At 73.9% G+C, this 15,050-nt stretch carries 13 protein-coding genes; 10 read left to right on the top strand and 3 right to left on the bottom strand.

The features are described from left to right. The first annotated feature begins 219 nt into the window (after window positions 1-219). Both OG294_RS12090 and OG294_RS12085 read left to right on the top strand, forming a co-directional pair. Complete coding sequence (locus OG294_RS12090) at window positions 220-762, top strand: tetratricopeptide repeat protein (protein ID WP_327066482.1); 543 nt, start codon at window positions 220-222, stop codon at window positions 760-762. After that, window positions 759-1,802 (top strand): HAD-IIA family hydrolase, encoded by a 1,044-nt coding sequence (locus OG294_RS12085; RefSeq protein ID WP_327066481.1) that lies wholly within the window; start codon window positions 759-761, stop codon window positions 1,800-1,802. Before OG294_RS12090 ends, OG294_RS12085 begins: the two co-directional genes overlap by 4 nt. 22 nt (window positions 1,803-1,824) lie before the next feature. Here OG294_RS12085 and OG294_RS12080 read toward each other — a convergent pair whose 3' ends face one another. Beyond that, entirely contained in the window at window positions 1,825-2,172 is a 348-nt protein-coding gene (locus tag OG294_RS12080; protein ID WP_327066480.1) for a sterol-binding protein, read from the bottom strand. A 151-nt stretch (window positions 2,173-2,323) separates the two neighbouring features. On the opposite strand from OG294_RS12080, the gene OG294_RS12075 reads away from it, so the two are divergent. From OG294_RS12075 to OG294_RS12060, 4 genes are all read left to right on the top strand, one after another. Further along, the gene (locus OG294_RS12075) at window positions 2,324-3,175 is read left to right on the top strand and encodes a hypothetical protein (RefSeq protein WP_327066479.1); all 852 of its coding nucleotides are present in this window, start codon (window positions 2,324-2,326) and stop codon (window positions 3,173-3,175) included. Beyond that, entirely contained in the window at window positions 3,168-3,449 is a 282-nt protein-coding gene (locus OG294_RS12070) for a hypothetical protein (protein ID WP_327066478.1), read from the top strand. Before OG294_RS12075 ends, OG294_RS12070 begins: the two co-directional genes overlap by 8 nt. 20 nt (window positions 3,450-3,469) lie before the next feature. Continuing rightward, window positions 3,470-4,276: a TlyA family RNA methyltransferase gene (locus OG294_RS12065; RefSeq protein WP_327071516.1), complete on the top strand. Its 807-nt coding sequence runs from the start codon at window positions 3,470-3,472 to the stop codon at window positions 4,274-4,276. 92 nt (window positions 4,277-4,368) lie between these two features. Further along, complete coding sequence (locus tag OG294_RS12060) at window positions 4,369-5,268, top strand: NAD kinase (RefSeq protein ID WP_327066477.1); 900 nt, start codon at window positions 4,369-4,371, stop codon at window positions 5,266-5,268. 13 nt (window positions 5,269-5,281) lie between these two features. Here the strand turns inward: OG294_RS12060 and yczR are convergent, their stop codons facing one another. Next, on the bottom strand, window positions 5,282-6,790 hold the full coding sequence (yczR, locus tag OG294_RS12055) for a MocR-like transcription factor YczR (RefSeq protein WP_327066476.1): 1,509 nt from the start codon (window positions 6,788-6,790) through the stop codon (window positions 5,282-5,284). Between the two features lie 117 nt (window positions 6,791-6,907). On the opposite strand from yczR, the gene yczE reads away from it, so the two are divergent. The 3 genes from yczE (at window position 6,908) to OG294_RS12040 (ending at window position 10,618) form a co-directional block, all read left to right on the top strand. Next, window positions 6,908-7,537 carry a membrane protein YczE gene (gene yczE / locus OG294_RS12050; protein WP_327066475.1) on the top strand — a complete coding sequence of 210 codons (630 nt, stop codon included), beginning with the start codon at window positions 6,908-6,910 and terminating at the stop codon, window positions 7,535-7,537. Window positions 7,538-7,612: 75 nt separating this feature from the next. Beyond that, window positions 7,613-9,346, top strand: coding sequence for a DNA repair protein RecN (gene recN / locus OG294_RS12045; RefSeq protein ID WP_327071515.1), 1,734 nt, complete (start codon window positions 7,613-7,615; stop codon window positions 9,344-9,346). Between the two features lie 87 nt (window positions 9,347-9,433). After that, window positions 9,434-10,618, top strand: coding sequence for a glycosyltransferase family 4 protein (locus OG294_RS12040; RefSeq protein ID WP_327066474.1), 1,185 nt, complete (start codon window positions 9,434-9,436; stop codon window positions 10,616-10,618). A 76-nt stretch (window positions 10,619-10,694) separates the two neighbouring features. On the opposite strand, the gene OG294_RS12035 is transcribed toward OG294_RS12040, so the two are convergent. Then, window positions 10,695-12,698 (bottom strand): glycoside hydrolase family 15 protein, encoded by a 2,004-nt coding sequence (locus OG294_RS12035; RefSeq protein ID WP_327071514.1) that lies wholly within the window; start codon window positions 12,696-12,698, stop codon window positions 10,695-10,697. 675 nt (window positions 12,699-13,373) lie between these two features. Here OG294_RS12035 and OG294_RS12030 point away from each other — a divergent pair. Then, window positions 13,374-15,050, top strand: coding sequence for a CTP synthase (locus OG294_RS12030; RefSeq protein WP_327066473.1), 1,677 nt, complete (start codon window positions 13,374-13,376; stop codon window positions 15,048-15,050).

Genomic DNA, 15,050 nt, shown 5'->3' with positions numbered 1-15,050 from the left:
ACAGCTTAGTTTCCGTCGCGGGTCCGCCGGATGGCCCGGTGGTGGCCGGGAACGGAAAGCCCCCTCCCGGATCCGCAGTGGCCTCGTCACTGTGAGGTGACCGGTGATCAAACCTGGGAAGGGTATCCGAGAACGGCGTTGTTTCCGAGATGGTGCGGGCTCCCACGATCGTTCGTACGAGCGGGAGCCGGTGGCAGGACGAGAGAAGTGAGGCCGAGCATGAGTGGTGGGCAGGAGCAGGCCGCGGGCGGAGCGGGCGAGCCGCCGGTGACCGGCAGCGCGGACGGGACCCCGCTGGGTGACGTGTACGACTGGTTCCGCCGGGGCGAGCAACTGCTGGCCGAGGGCCATCCGGCGGCGGCCGAGCAGCTGCTGGCGCGGGCAGCGGCGGCCGAGCCGTCCTCCAGGAGCATCCGGGAGGCGCTGGCCAGGGCCCAGTTCGACGTGGGCTCCTACCGGGCGGCGCTGGAGAGCTTCCGGGTGGTGGCGCTGGCCGATCCGTCCGACGACTACGCTCAGTTCGGCTGGGGGATCGCAGCCGCCAGACTCGGCGACTTCGAGACCTCGGTCGAACACCTGGCGCTGGCCGTGGCGATGCAGCCGCAGGTCGCGCACTACCAGGCGGCGCTGCGCCAGAGCAGGGCCACCCTGGCGGCCCGGGCGGGCGCCTTCGGCCCGCTGCTGCCCGGCGCCCCGGGCTACCTGCCGCCGCAGTCGGGCGGCCGGTCCACCGATTCCGACGATGGGGAAGATCAGGCATGACGAACCCGCAGGCTCCCGGCCACAGTGACAAGCCGCTGATGGCGGCCTACGACACGGCGCTGCTCGACCTGGACGGCGTGGTCTACGCCGGCCCGTCGGCGATCGAGCACGCGGTGGACTCGCTGGACGCGGCCCGGGCGGCCGGCATGCGGCTGGCCTACGTCACCAACAACGCCTCGCGTCCGCCCCGGGTGGTCGCCGAGCACCTCACCGAGCTGGGCGTGCCGGCGGCGGCGAGCGACGTGATCAACTCCGCCCAGGCCGCCGCCCGGCTCGTCGCCGAGAAGGTGCCGGCGGGCTCGAAGGTGCTGGTCGTCGGCGGCCCGGGGCTGGTGGAGGCGCTCGCCGAGCGGGGGCTGGTGGCGGTCGAGTCGCTGGCCGACGGTCCGGCGGCCGTGGTGCAGGGCTTCGACCCCTCGGTGGGCTGGGAGCGCCTCGCCGAGGCCGCCTACGCGGTGGCTGCGGGCCTGCCCTGGGTGGCGTCCAACACCGACATGTCGATCCCCACCGCGCGCGGGGTGGCGCCGGGCAACGGGACGCTGGTGGCCGCCGTCCGGGCCGCGACCGGGGCCGAGCCGGAGGTGGCGGGCAAGCCGCTGCCGCCGATGCACCGCGAGACGGTGCTGCGCACGGGGGCCGAGCGCCCGCTGGTGGTCGGCGACCGGCTGGACACCGACATCGAGGGTGCCTACAACGGCGGGGTGGACAGCCTGCTGGTCTTCACCGGGGTCAGCACCCCCGCCCAGCTGCTCGCCGCGCCGCGGCAGCACCGGCCCACCTACCTGGCCGCCGACCTGCGCGGGCTGCTGGAGCCGCACCCGGCGGTGACGGCGGCGGCGGACGGCGGCTTCGAGTGCCGTGGCCGGTCCGCCCGCGTGGTGGACGGCGAGCTGCGCCTGGGCGGTGCCGGCGCGGCGCAGGGGTCCCAGGACGGGCGGTACGACGGGCTGCGGGCGCTGTGCGCGGCGGCGTGGGCGGAGCTGGACCGTGGCGGGGAGCCGCTGGACGGGCGCAAGGTGCTGGCCGAGCTCGGGTTCTGAGCCGCCCTGCCGCCGGGCCGGGTCAGAGCAGGGCGCGCAGGCGCAGCAGGTCGCGGAAGCCGGCCTCCAGCCTGACCCGCCCTGCGGCCCAGGCGCCGGCGAAGTTCAGCCGGCCGCCGACCAGGGCCACCAGGTCGTCGCTGGTCATGGCCAGCCGGATCGCGGCCTTCTCGGTCGGTGCGCCGGGTGCGTGGACGAGGTCCTGGATCCGGCCCTCGCGCAGCATGCCGGTGAAGGTCAGATCGAGGTCGGTGAGCCAGCAGCTGAGCGAGCGGTCCAGCGCGGCGGCCTTGCGGACGTTGCCTTCGGCCTGCGCCATGTTCCGGCTGAGCTGCTCCAGCGCCGCGCGGCATGCGTCGGTGTCGGCCATGATCGGATTCTCCCGGCTCCGGCTGAGGGGTATTCGAGCCACGGTACCCGCTGCGGGCGTTGCTCCTGACGCCGGTTGCTGCCGCGCCCGGCCGGGTGGACACGGTAGCGTCACTTCCGGGGATCAGGACGGCTCGAGGAGGCACCGGGAGATGCGGCAGATGCTTCGGGGGTATGTGGAGTTGGCCGCCGGGCTCGCGGAGGCGGCCGGCAAGCGCGTGGTGGGCACGGCGGTCGAGCTGCTGGAGCGGGCCGGGGTGGACGTGGAGGGGGCCGAGCGGGCCGTCACCACCCAGCTGCCGCCGGCCGTGCAGAAGCTGGAGACCCTCGCCCAGGAGGTCGTCACGGTCGGCCGGGGCGGGCTGGACCTGGCCGTCGGGCTGGCGCGGGCCGAGGCGGAGAAGGCGGTCGAACGGGTCGGCAAGCTGGGCGACCAGGTGGTGAAGGCGGGCGTGGTGCTGGCCTACCTGGAGGGCAAGCTGCGCGATCTGGCCGGCGACGGCCAGGGCAGCGGTGCGGGCGGCGGCACGGCGCCGACCGAGCAGGCGCAGCAGGAGTCGGCGGGGTCGACGTCCGGGGCGCCGAGGCCGGGCCGGGCGGAGTCGCTGTTCGCGGCGGACTGGCAGCCGGAGGCGGACCTGGAGCCGGAGCCGGAGCCCGGCCTGGACGCCGAGCCGGACTGGGACGACGCGCAGACCGGGGCGGCCGGCTGGTACATCCCGCCGGAGCCGGCGGCCGAGCCGGCGGCCGAGCCGGCGGCGCCCCGGAAGCGGACGGTGCCGAAGGCCGTGGCGAAGACCCCGGCGGCGAAGACCCCGGCGGCGAAGAAGACGGCCGCGAAGCCGACGGTCGCGAAGAAGAGCGCGGCCAAAAAGACCGTGGCGGAGAAGACCGCCGCGCAGAAGACCGCCGCGAAGCACACGGCCACGAAGAAGACCACTGCCAAGAAGACCGCCACGAAGAAGGCCACCCCCAGGAAGCCGGCAGGCGACAGCGATGACTGAGCCCGCCGCCCCCCAGCCTGCCGTCGCGGAGCCCCAGCCCGCCCCTGACGACCTCCCGCCGCTCCCCACCCTGTGGGCCCCCGAACCCGCCCCGCTCGGTGTGGAGATCGAGCCCACCGGCCACCCTGAGGTGGACGCCGCGCTGGAGCCGCTGGCCGCTCTCGACGGGGCCCCCACCACGGAGCACGCCGCTGTGTACGAAAATGTCCAGCAGAGCCTCAGTACCATCCTCACCTCGCTGGACGACAGCAACGGCGAGCGCAACAGCAGCTAGGAGCTGAACCACCCGTGGCAGTGGCACGACGCCGACTCGACGCAGAGCTCGTCCGCCGCAATCTGGCCCGCTCGCGCGAGCACGCCAGTGAGCTGATCGCCGCCGGCCGGGTGAGCGTGGGCGGCGCGACGGCGACCAAGCCCGCCACCCAGGTGGAGACCGCGGCGGCCGTCGTGGTGGCGAAGGACGAGAACGACCCCGACTACGTCTCGCGCGGCGGCCACAAGCTCGCCGGCGCGTTCGCGGCCTTCGTCCCGCAGGGCCTGGTGGTCGAGGGCCGCCGGGCGCTGGACGCGGGCGCCTCCACCGGCGGCTTCACCGACGTGCTGCTGCGCGCGGGGGCGGCCGGGGTGCTCGCGGTGGACGTCGGCTACGGCCAGCTCGCCTGGTCGCTGCAGAGCGACGACCGGGTGACCGTGATGGACCGCACCAATGTGCGCGAGCTGACCCTGGAGCTGATCGGCGGCGAGCCGGTGGACCTGGTGGTCGGCGACCTCTCGTTCATCTCGCTGGGCCTGGTGCTCCCGGCACTGGCGGCCTGTGCGGCGCCCGACGCCGACCTGGTCCTGATGGTCAAGCCGCAGTTCGAGATCGGCAAGGAGCGCCTCGGCAGCGGCGGGGTGGTCCGCAGCCCGCAGCTGCGGGCCGAGATGGTCCGTCAGGTCGCGGGCCAGGCCTGGGAGTTGGGGCTGGGTGTGCGGGCCGTGACGGCCAGCCCGCTGCCGGGCCCGTCCGGTAACGTCGAGTACTTCCTGTGGCTGCGCCGTGACGCTGCGCAGCTCGATCCGGCCGAGGCGGACCGGGCCGTGGCCGAGGGGCCCCGCTAGGCTGCCGGGACAGGTGCGTCGAGGCCGGCGCCGCAACAGCGGGGGGACCGGTCCAGGGCCAAAGATGACCCGGTGGACGTTGGGAGAGGGCATTGAGCGAGGGACGTACGGTCTTCCTGATCGCGCACACCGGTCGTGAGGCCGCGCTGCGCAGCGTCGAGCAGTTGGTGGAGGGGCTGCTGAAGGCCGGAATCAGGATCAGACTGCTCGCCGCAGAGGCGGTCGACCTCGACCTTCCCGACGGGGTGGAGACCGTGCAGTCCGGCCACGGTGCGGCCGACGGCTGTGAGCTGATCCTGGTGGCGGGCGGCGACGGCACGCTGCTGCGCGGCGCCGAGCTGGCCCGCGACACCGGCCTGCCGATGCTCGGCATCAACCTGGGCCGGGTCGGCTTCCTGGCCGAGGCCGAGCGCGACGATCTGGCGGTGGTGGTCGACCGGGTGGTGGACGGGGCCTACGAGGTCGAGGAGCGGATGACGCTCGACGTGCTGGTCCGCACCAACGGTGACGTGGTGCACGAGGACTGGGCGCTGAACGAGGCCTCGGTGGAGAAGATCTCCCGGGAGCGGATGCTGGAGGTGGTCACCGAGGTGGACGGCCGCCCGGTGTCCACCTTCGGCTGCGACGGCGTGGTGCTCTCCACGCCCACCGGCTCCACCGCCTACGCGTTCTCCGGTGGCGGCCCGGTGGTCTGGCCGGAGGTCGAGGCGCTGCTGATGGTGCCGATCAGCGCGCACGCGCTGTTCGCCCGGCCGCTGGTCACCTCGCCGAACTCGGTGCTGGCCGTGGAGGTGCAGCCGAAGACGCCGCACGGTGTGCTCTGGTGCGACGGGCGGCGCTCCTTCGAGCTGCCGGCCGGCGCCCGGGTGGAGGTGCGCCGCGGCCGGGTGCCGGTGCGGCTGGCCCGGTTGCACCAGGCGCCGTTCACCGACCGCCTGGTGGCCAAGTTCGCGCTTCCGGTGACCGGTTGGCGGGGCCGCTCGCGCTGCTGAGGCCGGTCGGCCGTCAGACGGCCAGCGTGGTGACCGGTGGGGCGCCGCGCCAGTCCCGCTCGGCCGTCCGGGCCGCCGCCGCCAGCCGTGCGGCGGCCTGGGCGGCGCTGTGGGCGGGCACGGTCAGCGGGACGCGGATGAAGCCCTCGAAGGCGCCGTCCGCCCCGAACTGCGAGCCTGCCGCGATCCGCAGCCCGGCCTGGTCGCCGGCGTGCGAGAGCGCCGCGCCGGACAGGCCCGCGGTGTCGATCCAGAGCGTCATGCCGCCGACCGGCTCGGCGAAGCGCCACTGCGGCAGCCACTCGCGCAGCGCCGGCAGCAGCGCCGCGGAGTCCGCGCGCAGCTGCGCCAGCCGGTGTTCGCGGACCTCGGTGAAGCGCTCGCCCAGCAGGTCCGCGCAGATCAGCTGGTCCAGCACGGGGGTGCCGACGTCGGTGTGGATCCGGTCGGCGGCCAGCCGGCGGACCAGCGCCGGCGCGGCCCTGATCCAGCCGACCCGCAGGCCGCCCCAGAGCAGCTTGCTGGCCGAACCCACGGTCACCACCTGGGCGGCCCGGTCCAGCGCGGCCATCGGCCGGGGCAGCTGCTCGGTGCCCCACCCCAGCTCGGCCATGGTCTCGTCCACCAGCACCACGCTCCCCACCGTCCGCGCGGCGGCCAGCAGTCGGCGGCGCTGGTCCTCACCGATCAGCGCACCGGTCGGGTTGTGGAAGTCCGGGATCAGGTAGACCAGCTTCGGGCTCGCCCCTTGCAGCACCCGGTGCCAGTCGGTCAGGTCCCAGCACGGCAGCTGCTCGGGCCCCTCGGGCCGGTGCTGCGGGACCGGCACCAGGCGGGCCTCGGCCTGCCGCAGCGCCCGCAGCACGTGCGCGTAGCTGGGCGACTCGACGGCCACCCGGTCGCCGCGCCGCAGCAGGGAGCGCCGCACCAGGTGGAGCGCGCTCATCGCGCCGGTGGTGATCAGGATCTGGTCGGGGGTGGTGGGCAGCCCGCGCTGGGTGAACCGCCGGGCCACCACCTCGCGCAGCACCGGGACGCCGGTGGGGTAGGTGCCGTGGCCCAGCGCATAGGCGGGCAGCAGCTCGACGGCACCGGCGGCGGCCTCGGCGAGCATGGGCTGCGGGGCCGCGGGGGAGGCGGCGCCCAGGTCGATCAGCTGCCCGTGGGAGTCGTCGGGCGGCAGCGGGAAGAGTGCGTCGGTGGGCGGGGTGCTGCCGGCCGGCAGGGCCGTCCAACTGCCCGCGCCGCGCCGGCTGTGCAGGTAGCCCTCGCTGCGCAGCGTCTCGTAGGCGGTGGCGATGGTGGTGCGGCTCAGTGCCAGGGCGGCGGCCAGTTCGCGTTCGGCGGGCATCCGGGTGCCGACCGGCAGCCGGCCCTCGCCGATCAGCCGCCGGACCTGGTCGGCCAGCGACCGGTAGGCGGGGCGGCGGGCCGGGGCGTCCGCCGCGGTGGGCGCCGGGCCGGTGGCGCGCAGCAGCCGGGCGAGCGCGGGCGGGGTGATGGTGCTCTGCCAGTCGGCCACGCGGATCAGTCCACCTGAGTCGAATTGGACCTGTCGAGCAGGTAAGTGGACTTCCCATGATGGCAGAGCGCCCGGCCGGTGTGCGGCCGATGCACAGCACCACGACAAGGAGCCCTCATGGCGATCCTCGCCCTGCCGAGCGACACCGCAGCACTCGGCCGCCGTCTGCCGCAACTCTTCGCCGGCCTGGTCCTGTACGGCGTCAGCATGGGCCTGATGTACCGCGCGAGCCTCGGGCTCGACCCGTGGGACGTGTTCCACCAGGGCGTGGCCCGCCTGGTGGGGCTGAGCATCGGCACGGTGGTGGTCCTCACCGGCGCGGCCGTGCTGCTGCTGTGGATCCCGCTGCGCCAGCGCCCCGGCATCGGCACCGTGGCCAACGTGCTGGTGCTGGGCGTGGCGATGGACCGCACGCTGGCGCTGCTGCCCGCCCAGCACGCGCTGGCGCCGCGGATCGCACTGCTGGCCGCCGGGATCGTGCTCAACGGGCTGGCCACCGGCCTCTACATCGGCGCCGAACTCGGCCCGGGCCCGCGCGACGGGCTGATGACCGGGCTGCACCGGCGCACCGGGCGCTCGCTGCGGCTGCTGCGCACCAGCCTGGAGCTGACGGTGCTGCTGGTCGGAGTGCTGATGGGCGGCAACGCGGGGGTGGGTACGGTCGCCTACGCGGTGTCGATCGGCCCGCTGGCGCAGTTCTTCCTGCGCTGGTGCACAGGTGCGCGGCCACGGCCCCGGAAGGAATGAACTTCGCCTCCCAAGACCGCCGCTCGTCGCGCGCCGGGGCCGCGGTCTCGTAAGGTCGTCTCCGTGTTGGACGAGATGCGGATACGGGATCTTGGTGTCATCGACGACGCGGTGGTGGAGCTGGCTCCCGGCTTCACGGTCGTGACCGGTGAGACCGGCGCGGGCAAGACCATGGTCGTCACCAGCCTCGGTCTGCTGCTGGGCGGCCGCGCCGACCCCGCGCTGGTGCGCAACGGTGCCGACCGGGCCGTGGTGGAGGGCCGCCTGACGCTGGCCGCCGACTCGCCGGTGGCCGCCCGCGCGCTGGAGGCCGGCGCCGAGCTGGACGACGGCGCGCTGCTGATCAGCCGGACCGTGTCGGCCGAGGGCCGCTCGCGCGCGCACCTCGGCGGCCGCTCGGTCCCGGTGGGGCTGCTCACCGAGCTGGGTGAGGACCTGATCGCGGTGCACGGCCAGAGCGACCAGCAGCGCCTGCTGCGCCCGGCCCGCCAGCGCGGTGCGCTGGACCGCTACGCCGGCGCCGCGCTGGCCGAGCCGCTGGCCCGCTACCGGAGCGGCTACCGGCGGCTGCGCGAGGTCAGCACGCTGCTCGCGGAGCTGACCACCCAGGCCCGCGAGCGGGCCCAGGAGGCCGACCTGCTGCGCTTCGGCCTGGAGGAGATCGCCGCCGCCGAGCCGGTGGCCGGCGAGGAGCTGGAGCTCGCCGCCGAGGCCGAGCGGCTGGGCCACGCCGACGCGCTCTCCTCGGCCGCCGTGCTGGCGCACGCCGCGCTGGCCGGCGACCCGGCCGATCCCGACCTGCTGGACGCCGGCACCCTGCTCGGCCAGGCGCGCCGGGCGCTGGACGGCGTGCGCGGCCATGACGAGCGCCTGGCGGCGCTGGCCGACCGGCTGGCCGAACTCGGCTACCTCTTCGCCGACGTGGCCGGCGACCTCGCGCTCTACGCCGACGGCCTGGACGCCGACCCGATGCGGCTGGCCACCGTGGAGGAGCGCCGGGCGGTGCTGGCCCAGCTGATCCGCAAGTACGGCGACACCGAGGGGACCACCGCCGAGGTGGTCGCCTGGGCCGAGCGGGGCGCGCTGCGGCTGGCCGAGCTGGACGGCGACGACGAGCGGATCGAGGAGCTGGCCGCCGAGGAGGCCGAGCTGCGCGCCGCGCTGGCGGTGCTGGCCGCCGAGGTCTCCGCGGCCCGGCAGGCCGCCGCGGCCCGGTTCGCCGAGGCGGTCTCGGACGAGCTGACCGAACTGGCCATGCCGCACGCCAGGGTCACCTTCGACCTGAGCCGGATCGACGACCCGGCGGGCCTGGAGCTGGACGGGCGCACCGTCGCCTACGGATCGCACGGCGTGGACGAGGTGGAGGTGCTGCTCGCCCCGCACCCGGGCGCGCCACCGCGCCCGATCGCCAAGGGTGCCTCCGGCGGCGAGCTCTCCCGGGTGATGCTCGCCGTCGAGGTGGTCTTCGCCGGTGCGGACCCGGTGCCGACCTACCTCTTCGACGAGGTGGACGCGGGCGTCGGCGGCAAGGCGGCCGTCGAGATCGGCCGCCGGCTGGCCAAGCTGGCCCGCAGCGCGCAGGTCGTGGTGGTCACCCATCTGCCACAGGTCGCGGCTTTCGCGGACCGCCACCTGGTGGTGGAGAAGACCGTCGACGGCACCGTCACCCGAAGCGGGGTCAAGACCCTCAGCGACGAGCAGCGGGTGCGCGAACTCTCCCGCATGCTGGCCGGACTGGAGGACTCCGAGCTGGGCCGTGCGCACGCCGAGGAACTGCTCGCCGCCGCCCGCGGTCCTCAGGAGGTCTGAGGCCCTCCCGTGGCGCCGACTGTCCAAGAGCCCTCGGGACCTGGCATGGTGGCGACGGAATCAGATGTGAGCGGGATCCCAGAACTGATGTCGGAGCGAAACGACGTGGACCATTCCTCCGCCCGGGAGAGTGCGAACGGCCCGGGCCCGGGCCAGTTGCACGTGGTGCTGGTGCTGTCCGCCGGCAGCGGCGGGATCGGCGCCCATGTGCGCTCGCTGGCCCAGGGCCTGACCGCGCACGGCGTGAAAGTCACGGTGTGCGCGCCGGCCGAGTCCGACGCGCTCTTCGGCTTCTCCCGCACCGGCGCCGTCTTCCATCCGGTGGAGATCACCGCGACCTCGGGCGCCCGCAGCGACGCCAACGCGATCGGGGAGCTGCGCCGCGCCTTCACCAGTGCCGACCTGGTGCACGCGCACGGCCTGCGGGCCGGGCTGCTGGCCGACCTCGCGCTGCGCACCGCCGGGCGGCTGCCCGGGCTGCGGCCCGAGACGCCGCTGGTGGTGACGTTCCACCACGCCCTGCTGGCCACCGGCCTGGAGCGGCGGCTGCAGCGGCTGATGGAGCGCCGGGTGGCCAGGGCCGCCGACCTGGTGCTCGGTGCCTCCTCCGACCTGGTGGCCCGGGCCCGCGAGCTGGGCGCCACCGACGCCCGGCTCGGCCCGGTGGCCGCCCCGCCGCCGGCCGTCGGTCACCTGGACCGGGCGGCGGCCCGGGCCGCGCTGCTGGGCCCCGGCGAGCTGGACCGCCCGCTGGTGCTGGCCGTCGGCCGGCTCGTCCCGCACAAGGGGTTCGGCCAGCTGCTGGAGGCCACCCGGGAACTGACCGGCGAGCCGCGCCCGCTGGTGCTGCTGGCCGGGGACGGTCCGCTGGCCCTGGAGCTGGCGGAGCGGGCGGCCGCCGAGCGGCTGCCGGTGCGGCTGCTCGGGCACCGCACCGACGTGCCCGGACTGCTGGCCGCCGCCGATCTGGTGGTGATCAGCAGCCGCTGGGAGGCCCGCTCGCTGGTCGCCCAGGAGGCGCTGCGGGCGGGCGTGCCGCTGGTGGCCACCGCCGTCGGCGGGATTCCCGAGCTGGTGGGCGACGCGGCGGTGCTGGTGCCCGGCGGTGACCCGGCGGCGCTGGGCGGCGCGGTGCGCGAGCTGCTGGCCGACCCCGCGCGCCGGGCCGCGCTGGCCAAGGCGGGCCCGGCCCAGGCCGAGACCTGGCCGGACGAGGCCGCCACCGTCGCGCAGGTGCTCAGCACCTACGACGAGCTGGTCCAGCGCGGCTGAGCCGGTCCGCCCCCCAGGGCTTGTCCGAGGAAATTGTCAGACAAGCCCTGACGGCACGGGGCGGACCGGCCCGGGGTCAGGCCGGCTGCTGCGCGCTGTGCTGCGTGCCCTGCCGGGCGGCGGCTTCGGCGGCCAGCGGCTGCGGTGCCAGGAAGGCGGCGCCGCAGGCGGTCAGCCGCAGCGCGGTGTCGATCAGCGGCACGTGGCTGAAGGCCTGCGGGAAGTTGCCGACCTGCCGCTTGAGCCGCGGGTCCCACTCCTCGGCCAGCAGGCCCAGGTCGTTGCGCAGCGCGAGCAGCCGGTCGAACAGCTCGCGGGCCTCGGCCACCCGTCCGATCATCGCCAGGTCGTCGGCGAGCCAGAACGAGCAGGCCAGGAACGCGCCCTCGTGGCCGGAGAGCCCGTCGACGTTCTCGCCCGACTCGTCGTGGGTGGGGTAGCGCAGCACGAAGCCGTCCTCGGTGGACAGTTCGCGCTGGATCGCCTCGATGGTGCCGATCACCCGCTTGTCGTCCGGCGGCAGGAAGCCCACCTGCGGGATCAGCAGCAGCGAGGCGTCCAGCTCGGTGCCGCCGTAGTACTGGGTGAAGGTGTTGCGCTCGGGGTCGTAGCCCTTCTCGCAGACGTCCGCGTGGATCTCGTCGCGCAGCGCCCGCCAGCGCTCCAGCGGGCCCTCGGCCTCGGTCTGTTCGATCAGCTTGATGGTGCGGTCCACCGCGACCCAGGCCATCACCTTGGAGTGGACGAAGTGCCGGCGCGGCCCGCGCACCTCCCAGATCCCCTCGTCGGGGGCCTTCCAGTGCTCCTCCAGGTAGCCGATCAGGCGCAGTTGGAGCAGGTGGGCGTGGTCGCTGCGGGACAGTCCGGTCATCTGCGCCAGGTAGAGCGCCTCGACCACCTCGCCGTAGACGTCCAGTTGGAGCTGGTCGGCGGCGCCGTTGCCGACCCGCACTGGCTGGGAGCCCTCGTAGCCGGGCAGCCAGTCGAGCACCGACTCGTTCAACTCGCGCTGGCCGGTGATGCTGTACATGATCTGCAGGTTCTCCGGGTCGCCGGCCACCGCGCGCAGCAGCCACTCGCGCCAGGCCCGCGCCTCCTCCCGGTAGCCGGTGCGCAGCAGCGAGGAGAGGGTGATCGCGGCGTCCCGCAGCCAGGTGTAGCGGTAGTCCCAGTTGCGCTCGCCGCCGATGTCCTCGGGCAGCGAGGTGGTGGGCGCGGCGACGATACCGCCGGTGGGGGCGTAGGTGAGCGCCTTGAGGGTGATCAGCGAGCGGACCACGGCGTCGCGGTAGGGGCCCTGGTAGGTGCACTGGGCGACCCAGTCGAGCCAGAACTCCTCGGTCAGCGTCAGCGAGCCCTCGGGGTCGGGGATCTCCGGGGGCGGCAGGTGGGAGGCCTGCCAGGTGAGCGCGAAGGCCACCCGCTCGCCGGCCGTGATGGTGAAGTCGGCATAGGTGGTGAGGTTGCGCCCGTAGGTCTCGGCCTCGCCGTCCAGCCAGACCGAGTCGGGCCCGGCCACCGCGGCGGTGCGGTGCACGTCGCCCTGCTCGACCCGGTGCACCCAGGGAACGATCTTTCCGTAGCTGAAGCGCATCCGAACGGCCGAGCGCATCCGCACCTGGCCCGAGACGCCCTCCACGATCCGGATCATCTGCGGCACCGGTTCCTGCCCGCTCAGGTGCCGCGGCGGCATGAAGTCGATCACCCGCACGCTGCCGCGCGGGGTGTCCCACTCCTGCTCCAGGATCAGCGAATCGCCCCGGTAACGGCGCCGGTCGGCCGGCACGGCGGGAGCCGCCGCGCTGCTCGGCACGGCCTTGAGATCACTCGTATCGGTGAACGGCGCACGCGGCGCGGGTGCGGTCGGCACCGCGCCGGCCTGGCTCTGGGGAGCAACGGGGGCGGCCTCGGCGGGGCCGATCCGCCAGAAGCCGTGTTCATCGGTGCCCAGCAGGCCGGCGAAGACGGCGGGGGAGTCGAAACGGGGCAGGCAGAGCCAGTCCACGGCGCCGTCTCTGCTGACCAGCGCGGCGGTCTGCATGTCTCCGATAAGTGCGTAGTCCTCGATACGGCCGGCCACGTGCATCTCCAGTTCGCGGTAGTGCTCGGCGGTCGCCGACGGAGGCGAGAGCGTCACTGCGGGGCCGGGGGTGATGCGGATACCAGGGCCAGGGCCGCTCGGAACCGCTGGTGACGGTGGCCGAGGAGGGGCCGCGCGAGGGTGTCGGTGAACAGCGCACGGTGGGTTTCTGGACTTGCCTGGCAATGAACTGGTGGTGCGGGGAGTCCGGTCGCGCATCGGGGACGGAGAGGTGTCGTCCGGACCCCTCGTCCTCGGCTTTTGCTCTGCTGTCGGCGATGCGTCCGTGCAGGATACGACGCCAGGGCTGGGCTCAGCACCCGGAAACGATCAGGTACCGCCGTCTGCTCAGGCGCAAGGGGTGAAAGTAGCCCGCATGGGTGAGAGGAGCCGCCGGACGGGGCATCCGGCAGTGATCACTGCGGGCCATCCCGCCCTGGTCAGCTCGGCGGACGGCGCCCTGCGCCTGCGGGCGGACCGGCACCCTTCCGGGCCATCGGACGGGCGTGGGACCGCGCGCTGTCCTGCTCGCTGATACCCTGGTATCCCGTGGACTGGTGGATAAACCGCCCCGGACCCGCTGACTGACGACCCCGGTTTTTCGGCCTCTCGTCGGCTCTGCGGACCGCACATCCACCGGCGTCATCCTCGACAGCGACCCACGGGAGCCCCCTCTTGGCACAGCCCCATTCCGGCAAGGCGGCGAACGGCCGCGCCGTGACGACCAAGCACCTCTTCGTCACCGGGGGTGTTGCCTCATCGCTGGGCAAGGGCCTCACGGCCTCCAGCCTCGGTGCCCTGCTCAAGGCCCGCGGCCTTCGAGTGACGATGCAGAAGCTCGACCCGTACCTGAACGTGGACCCGGGCACGATGAACCCCTTCCAGCACGGTGAGGTGTTCGTCACCGACGACGGTGCCGAGACCGACCTGGACATCGGTCACTACGAGCGCTTCCTCGACACCAACCTGCACGGCTCGGCCAACGTGACCACCGGTCAGGTGTACTCGACGGTGATCGCCAAGGAGCGGCGCGGCGAGTACCTGGGCGACACCGTCCAGGTCATCCCGCACATCACCAACGAGATCAAGTCCCGGATCCGCCGGATGGCGACCGAGGACGTCGACGTGGTGATCACCGAGGTCGGCGGCACCGTCGGCGACATCGAGTCGCTGCCGTTCCTGGAGGCCGTGCGCCAGGTGCGCCACGAGGTCGGCCGGGACAACGTCTTCTTCGTGCACGTCTCGCTGCTGCCCTACATCGGCCCCTCCGGCGAGCTGAAGACCAAGCCCACCCAGCACTCGGTGGCCGCGCTGCGCAACATCGGCATCCAGCCGGACGCCATCGTGCTGCGCGCCGACCGCGAGGTGCCGCAGGCCATCAAGCGCAAGATCTCGCTGATGTGCGACGTGGACGAGGAGGCCGTGGTCGCGGCCATCGACGCCAAGTCCATCTACGACATCCCCAAGGTGTTGCACGGCGAGGGCCTGGACGCCTACGTGGTGCGCCGGCTCGACCTGCCGTTCCGCGACGTGGACTGGACCACCTGGGACGACCTGCTGCGCCGGGTCCACGAGCCGCAGCACATCGTCAAGGTGGCGCTGGTCGGCAAGTACATCGACCTGCCCGACGCCTACCTGTCGGTCACCGAGGCGCTGCGGGCCGGCGGCTTCGCCAACAACGCCCGGGTCGAGATCAAGTGGGTCACCTCCGACGACTGCGAGACGCCCGAGGGCGCGGCCGAGCAGCTGGGCGACGTGGACGCGATCTGCATCCCCGGTGGCTTCGGCGACCGCGGTGTGACCGGCAAGGTCGCCGCGATCACCTACGCCCGGGAGAACAGGATCCCGCTGCTCGGACTCTGCCTGGGTCTGCAGTGCGTGGTCATCGAGGCCGCCCGCAACCTGGCCGGCCTGCCCGAGGCCAACTCCACCGAGTTCGAGCCGGCCGCCAAGCACCCGGTCATCTCCACCATGGCCGAGCAGCTGGCGATCGTGGACGGCAAGGGCGACCTGGGCGGCACCATGCGCCTGGGCCTCTACCCGGCCAAGCTCGCCGAGGGCTCGATCGTGCGCGAGGTCTACGGCGGCGAGCAGTACGTGGACGAGCGCCACCGCCACCGCTACGAGGTCAACAACGCCTACCGCGCCGACCTGGAGAAGACCGGCCTGGTCTTCTCGGGCCTGTCGCCCAAGGGTGACCTGGTGGAGTACGTCGAGTACCCGCGCGAGGTGCACCCCTACCTGGTCGCCACCCAGGCGCACCCGGAGCTGAAGTCCCGTCCGACCCGCCCGCACCCGCTCTTCGCGGGTCTGGTGGCCGCGGCGATCAAGATCAAGACCGGCGCCGAGTAA

It is taken from the genome of Kitasatospora sp. NBC_01302 (assembly GCF_035976515.1).
Lineage (GTDB): Bacteria > Actinomycetota > Actinomycetes > Streptomycetales > Streptomycetaceae > Kitasatospora.
Note: the sequence above shows the minus strand (reverse complement) of the source record. Positions and strands in the feature narration are given on the sequence as shown.

What these genes read in the sequence shown, in the direction of transcription:
- OG294_RS12090 (WP_327066482.1), top strand. Translation starts at nt 220, where the DNA reads ATGAGTGGTGGGCAGGAGCAGGCCGCGGGCGGAGCGGGCGAGCCGCCG.
- recN (WP_327071515.1), top strand. Translation starts at nt 7,613, where the DNA reads ATGCGGATACGGGATCTTGGTGTCATCGACGACGCGGTGGTGGAGCTG.
- OG294_RS12085 (WP_327066481.1), top strand. Translation starts at nt 759, where the DNA reads ATGACGAACCCGCAGGCTCCCGGCCACAGTGACAAGCCGCTGATGGCG.
- OG294_RS12040 (WP_327066474.1), top strand. Translation starts at nt 9,434, where the DNA reads ATGTCGGAGCGAAACGACGTGGACCATTCCTCCGCCCGGGAGAGTGCG.
- OG294_RS12075 (WP_327066479.1), top strand. Translation starts at nt 2,324, where the DNA reads ATGCGGCAGATGCTTCGGGGGTATGTGGAGTTGGCCGCCGGGCTCGCG.
- yczE (WP_327066475.1), top strand. Translation starts at nt 6,908, where the DNA reads ATGGCGATCCTCGCCCTGCCGAGCGACACCGCAGCACTCGGCCGCCGT.
- OG294_RS12080 (WP_327066480.1), bottom strand. Translation starts at nt 2,172, where the DNA reads ATGGCCGACACCGACGCATGCCGCGCGGCGCTGGAGCAGCTCAGCCGG.
- OG294_RS12070 (WP_327066478.1), top strand. Translation starts at nt 3,168, where the DNA reads ATGACTGAGCCCGCCGCCCCCCAGCCTGCCGTCGCGGAGCCCCAGCCC.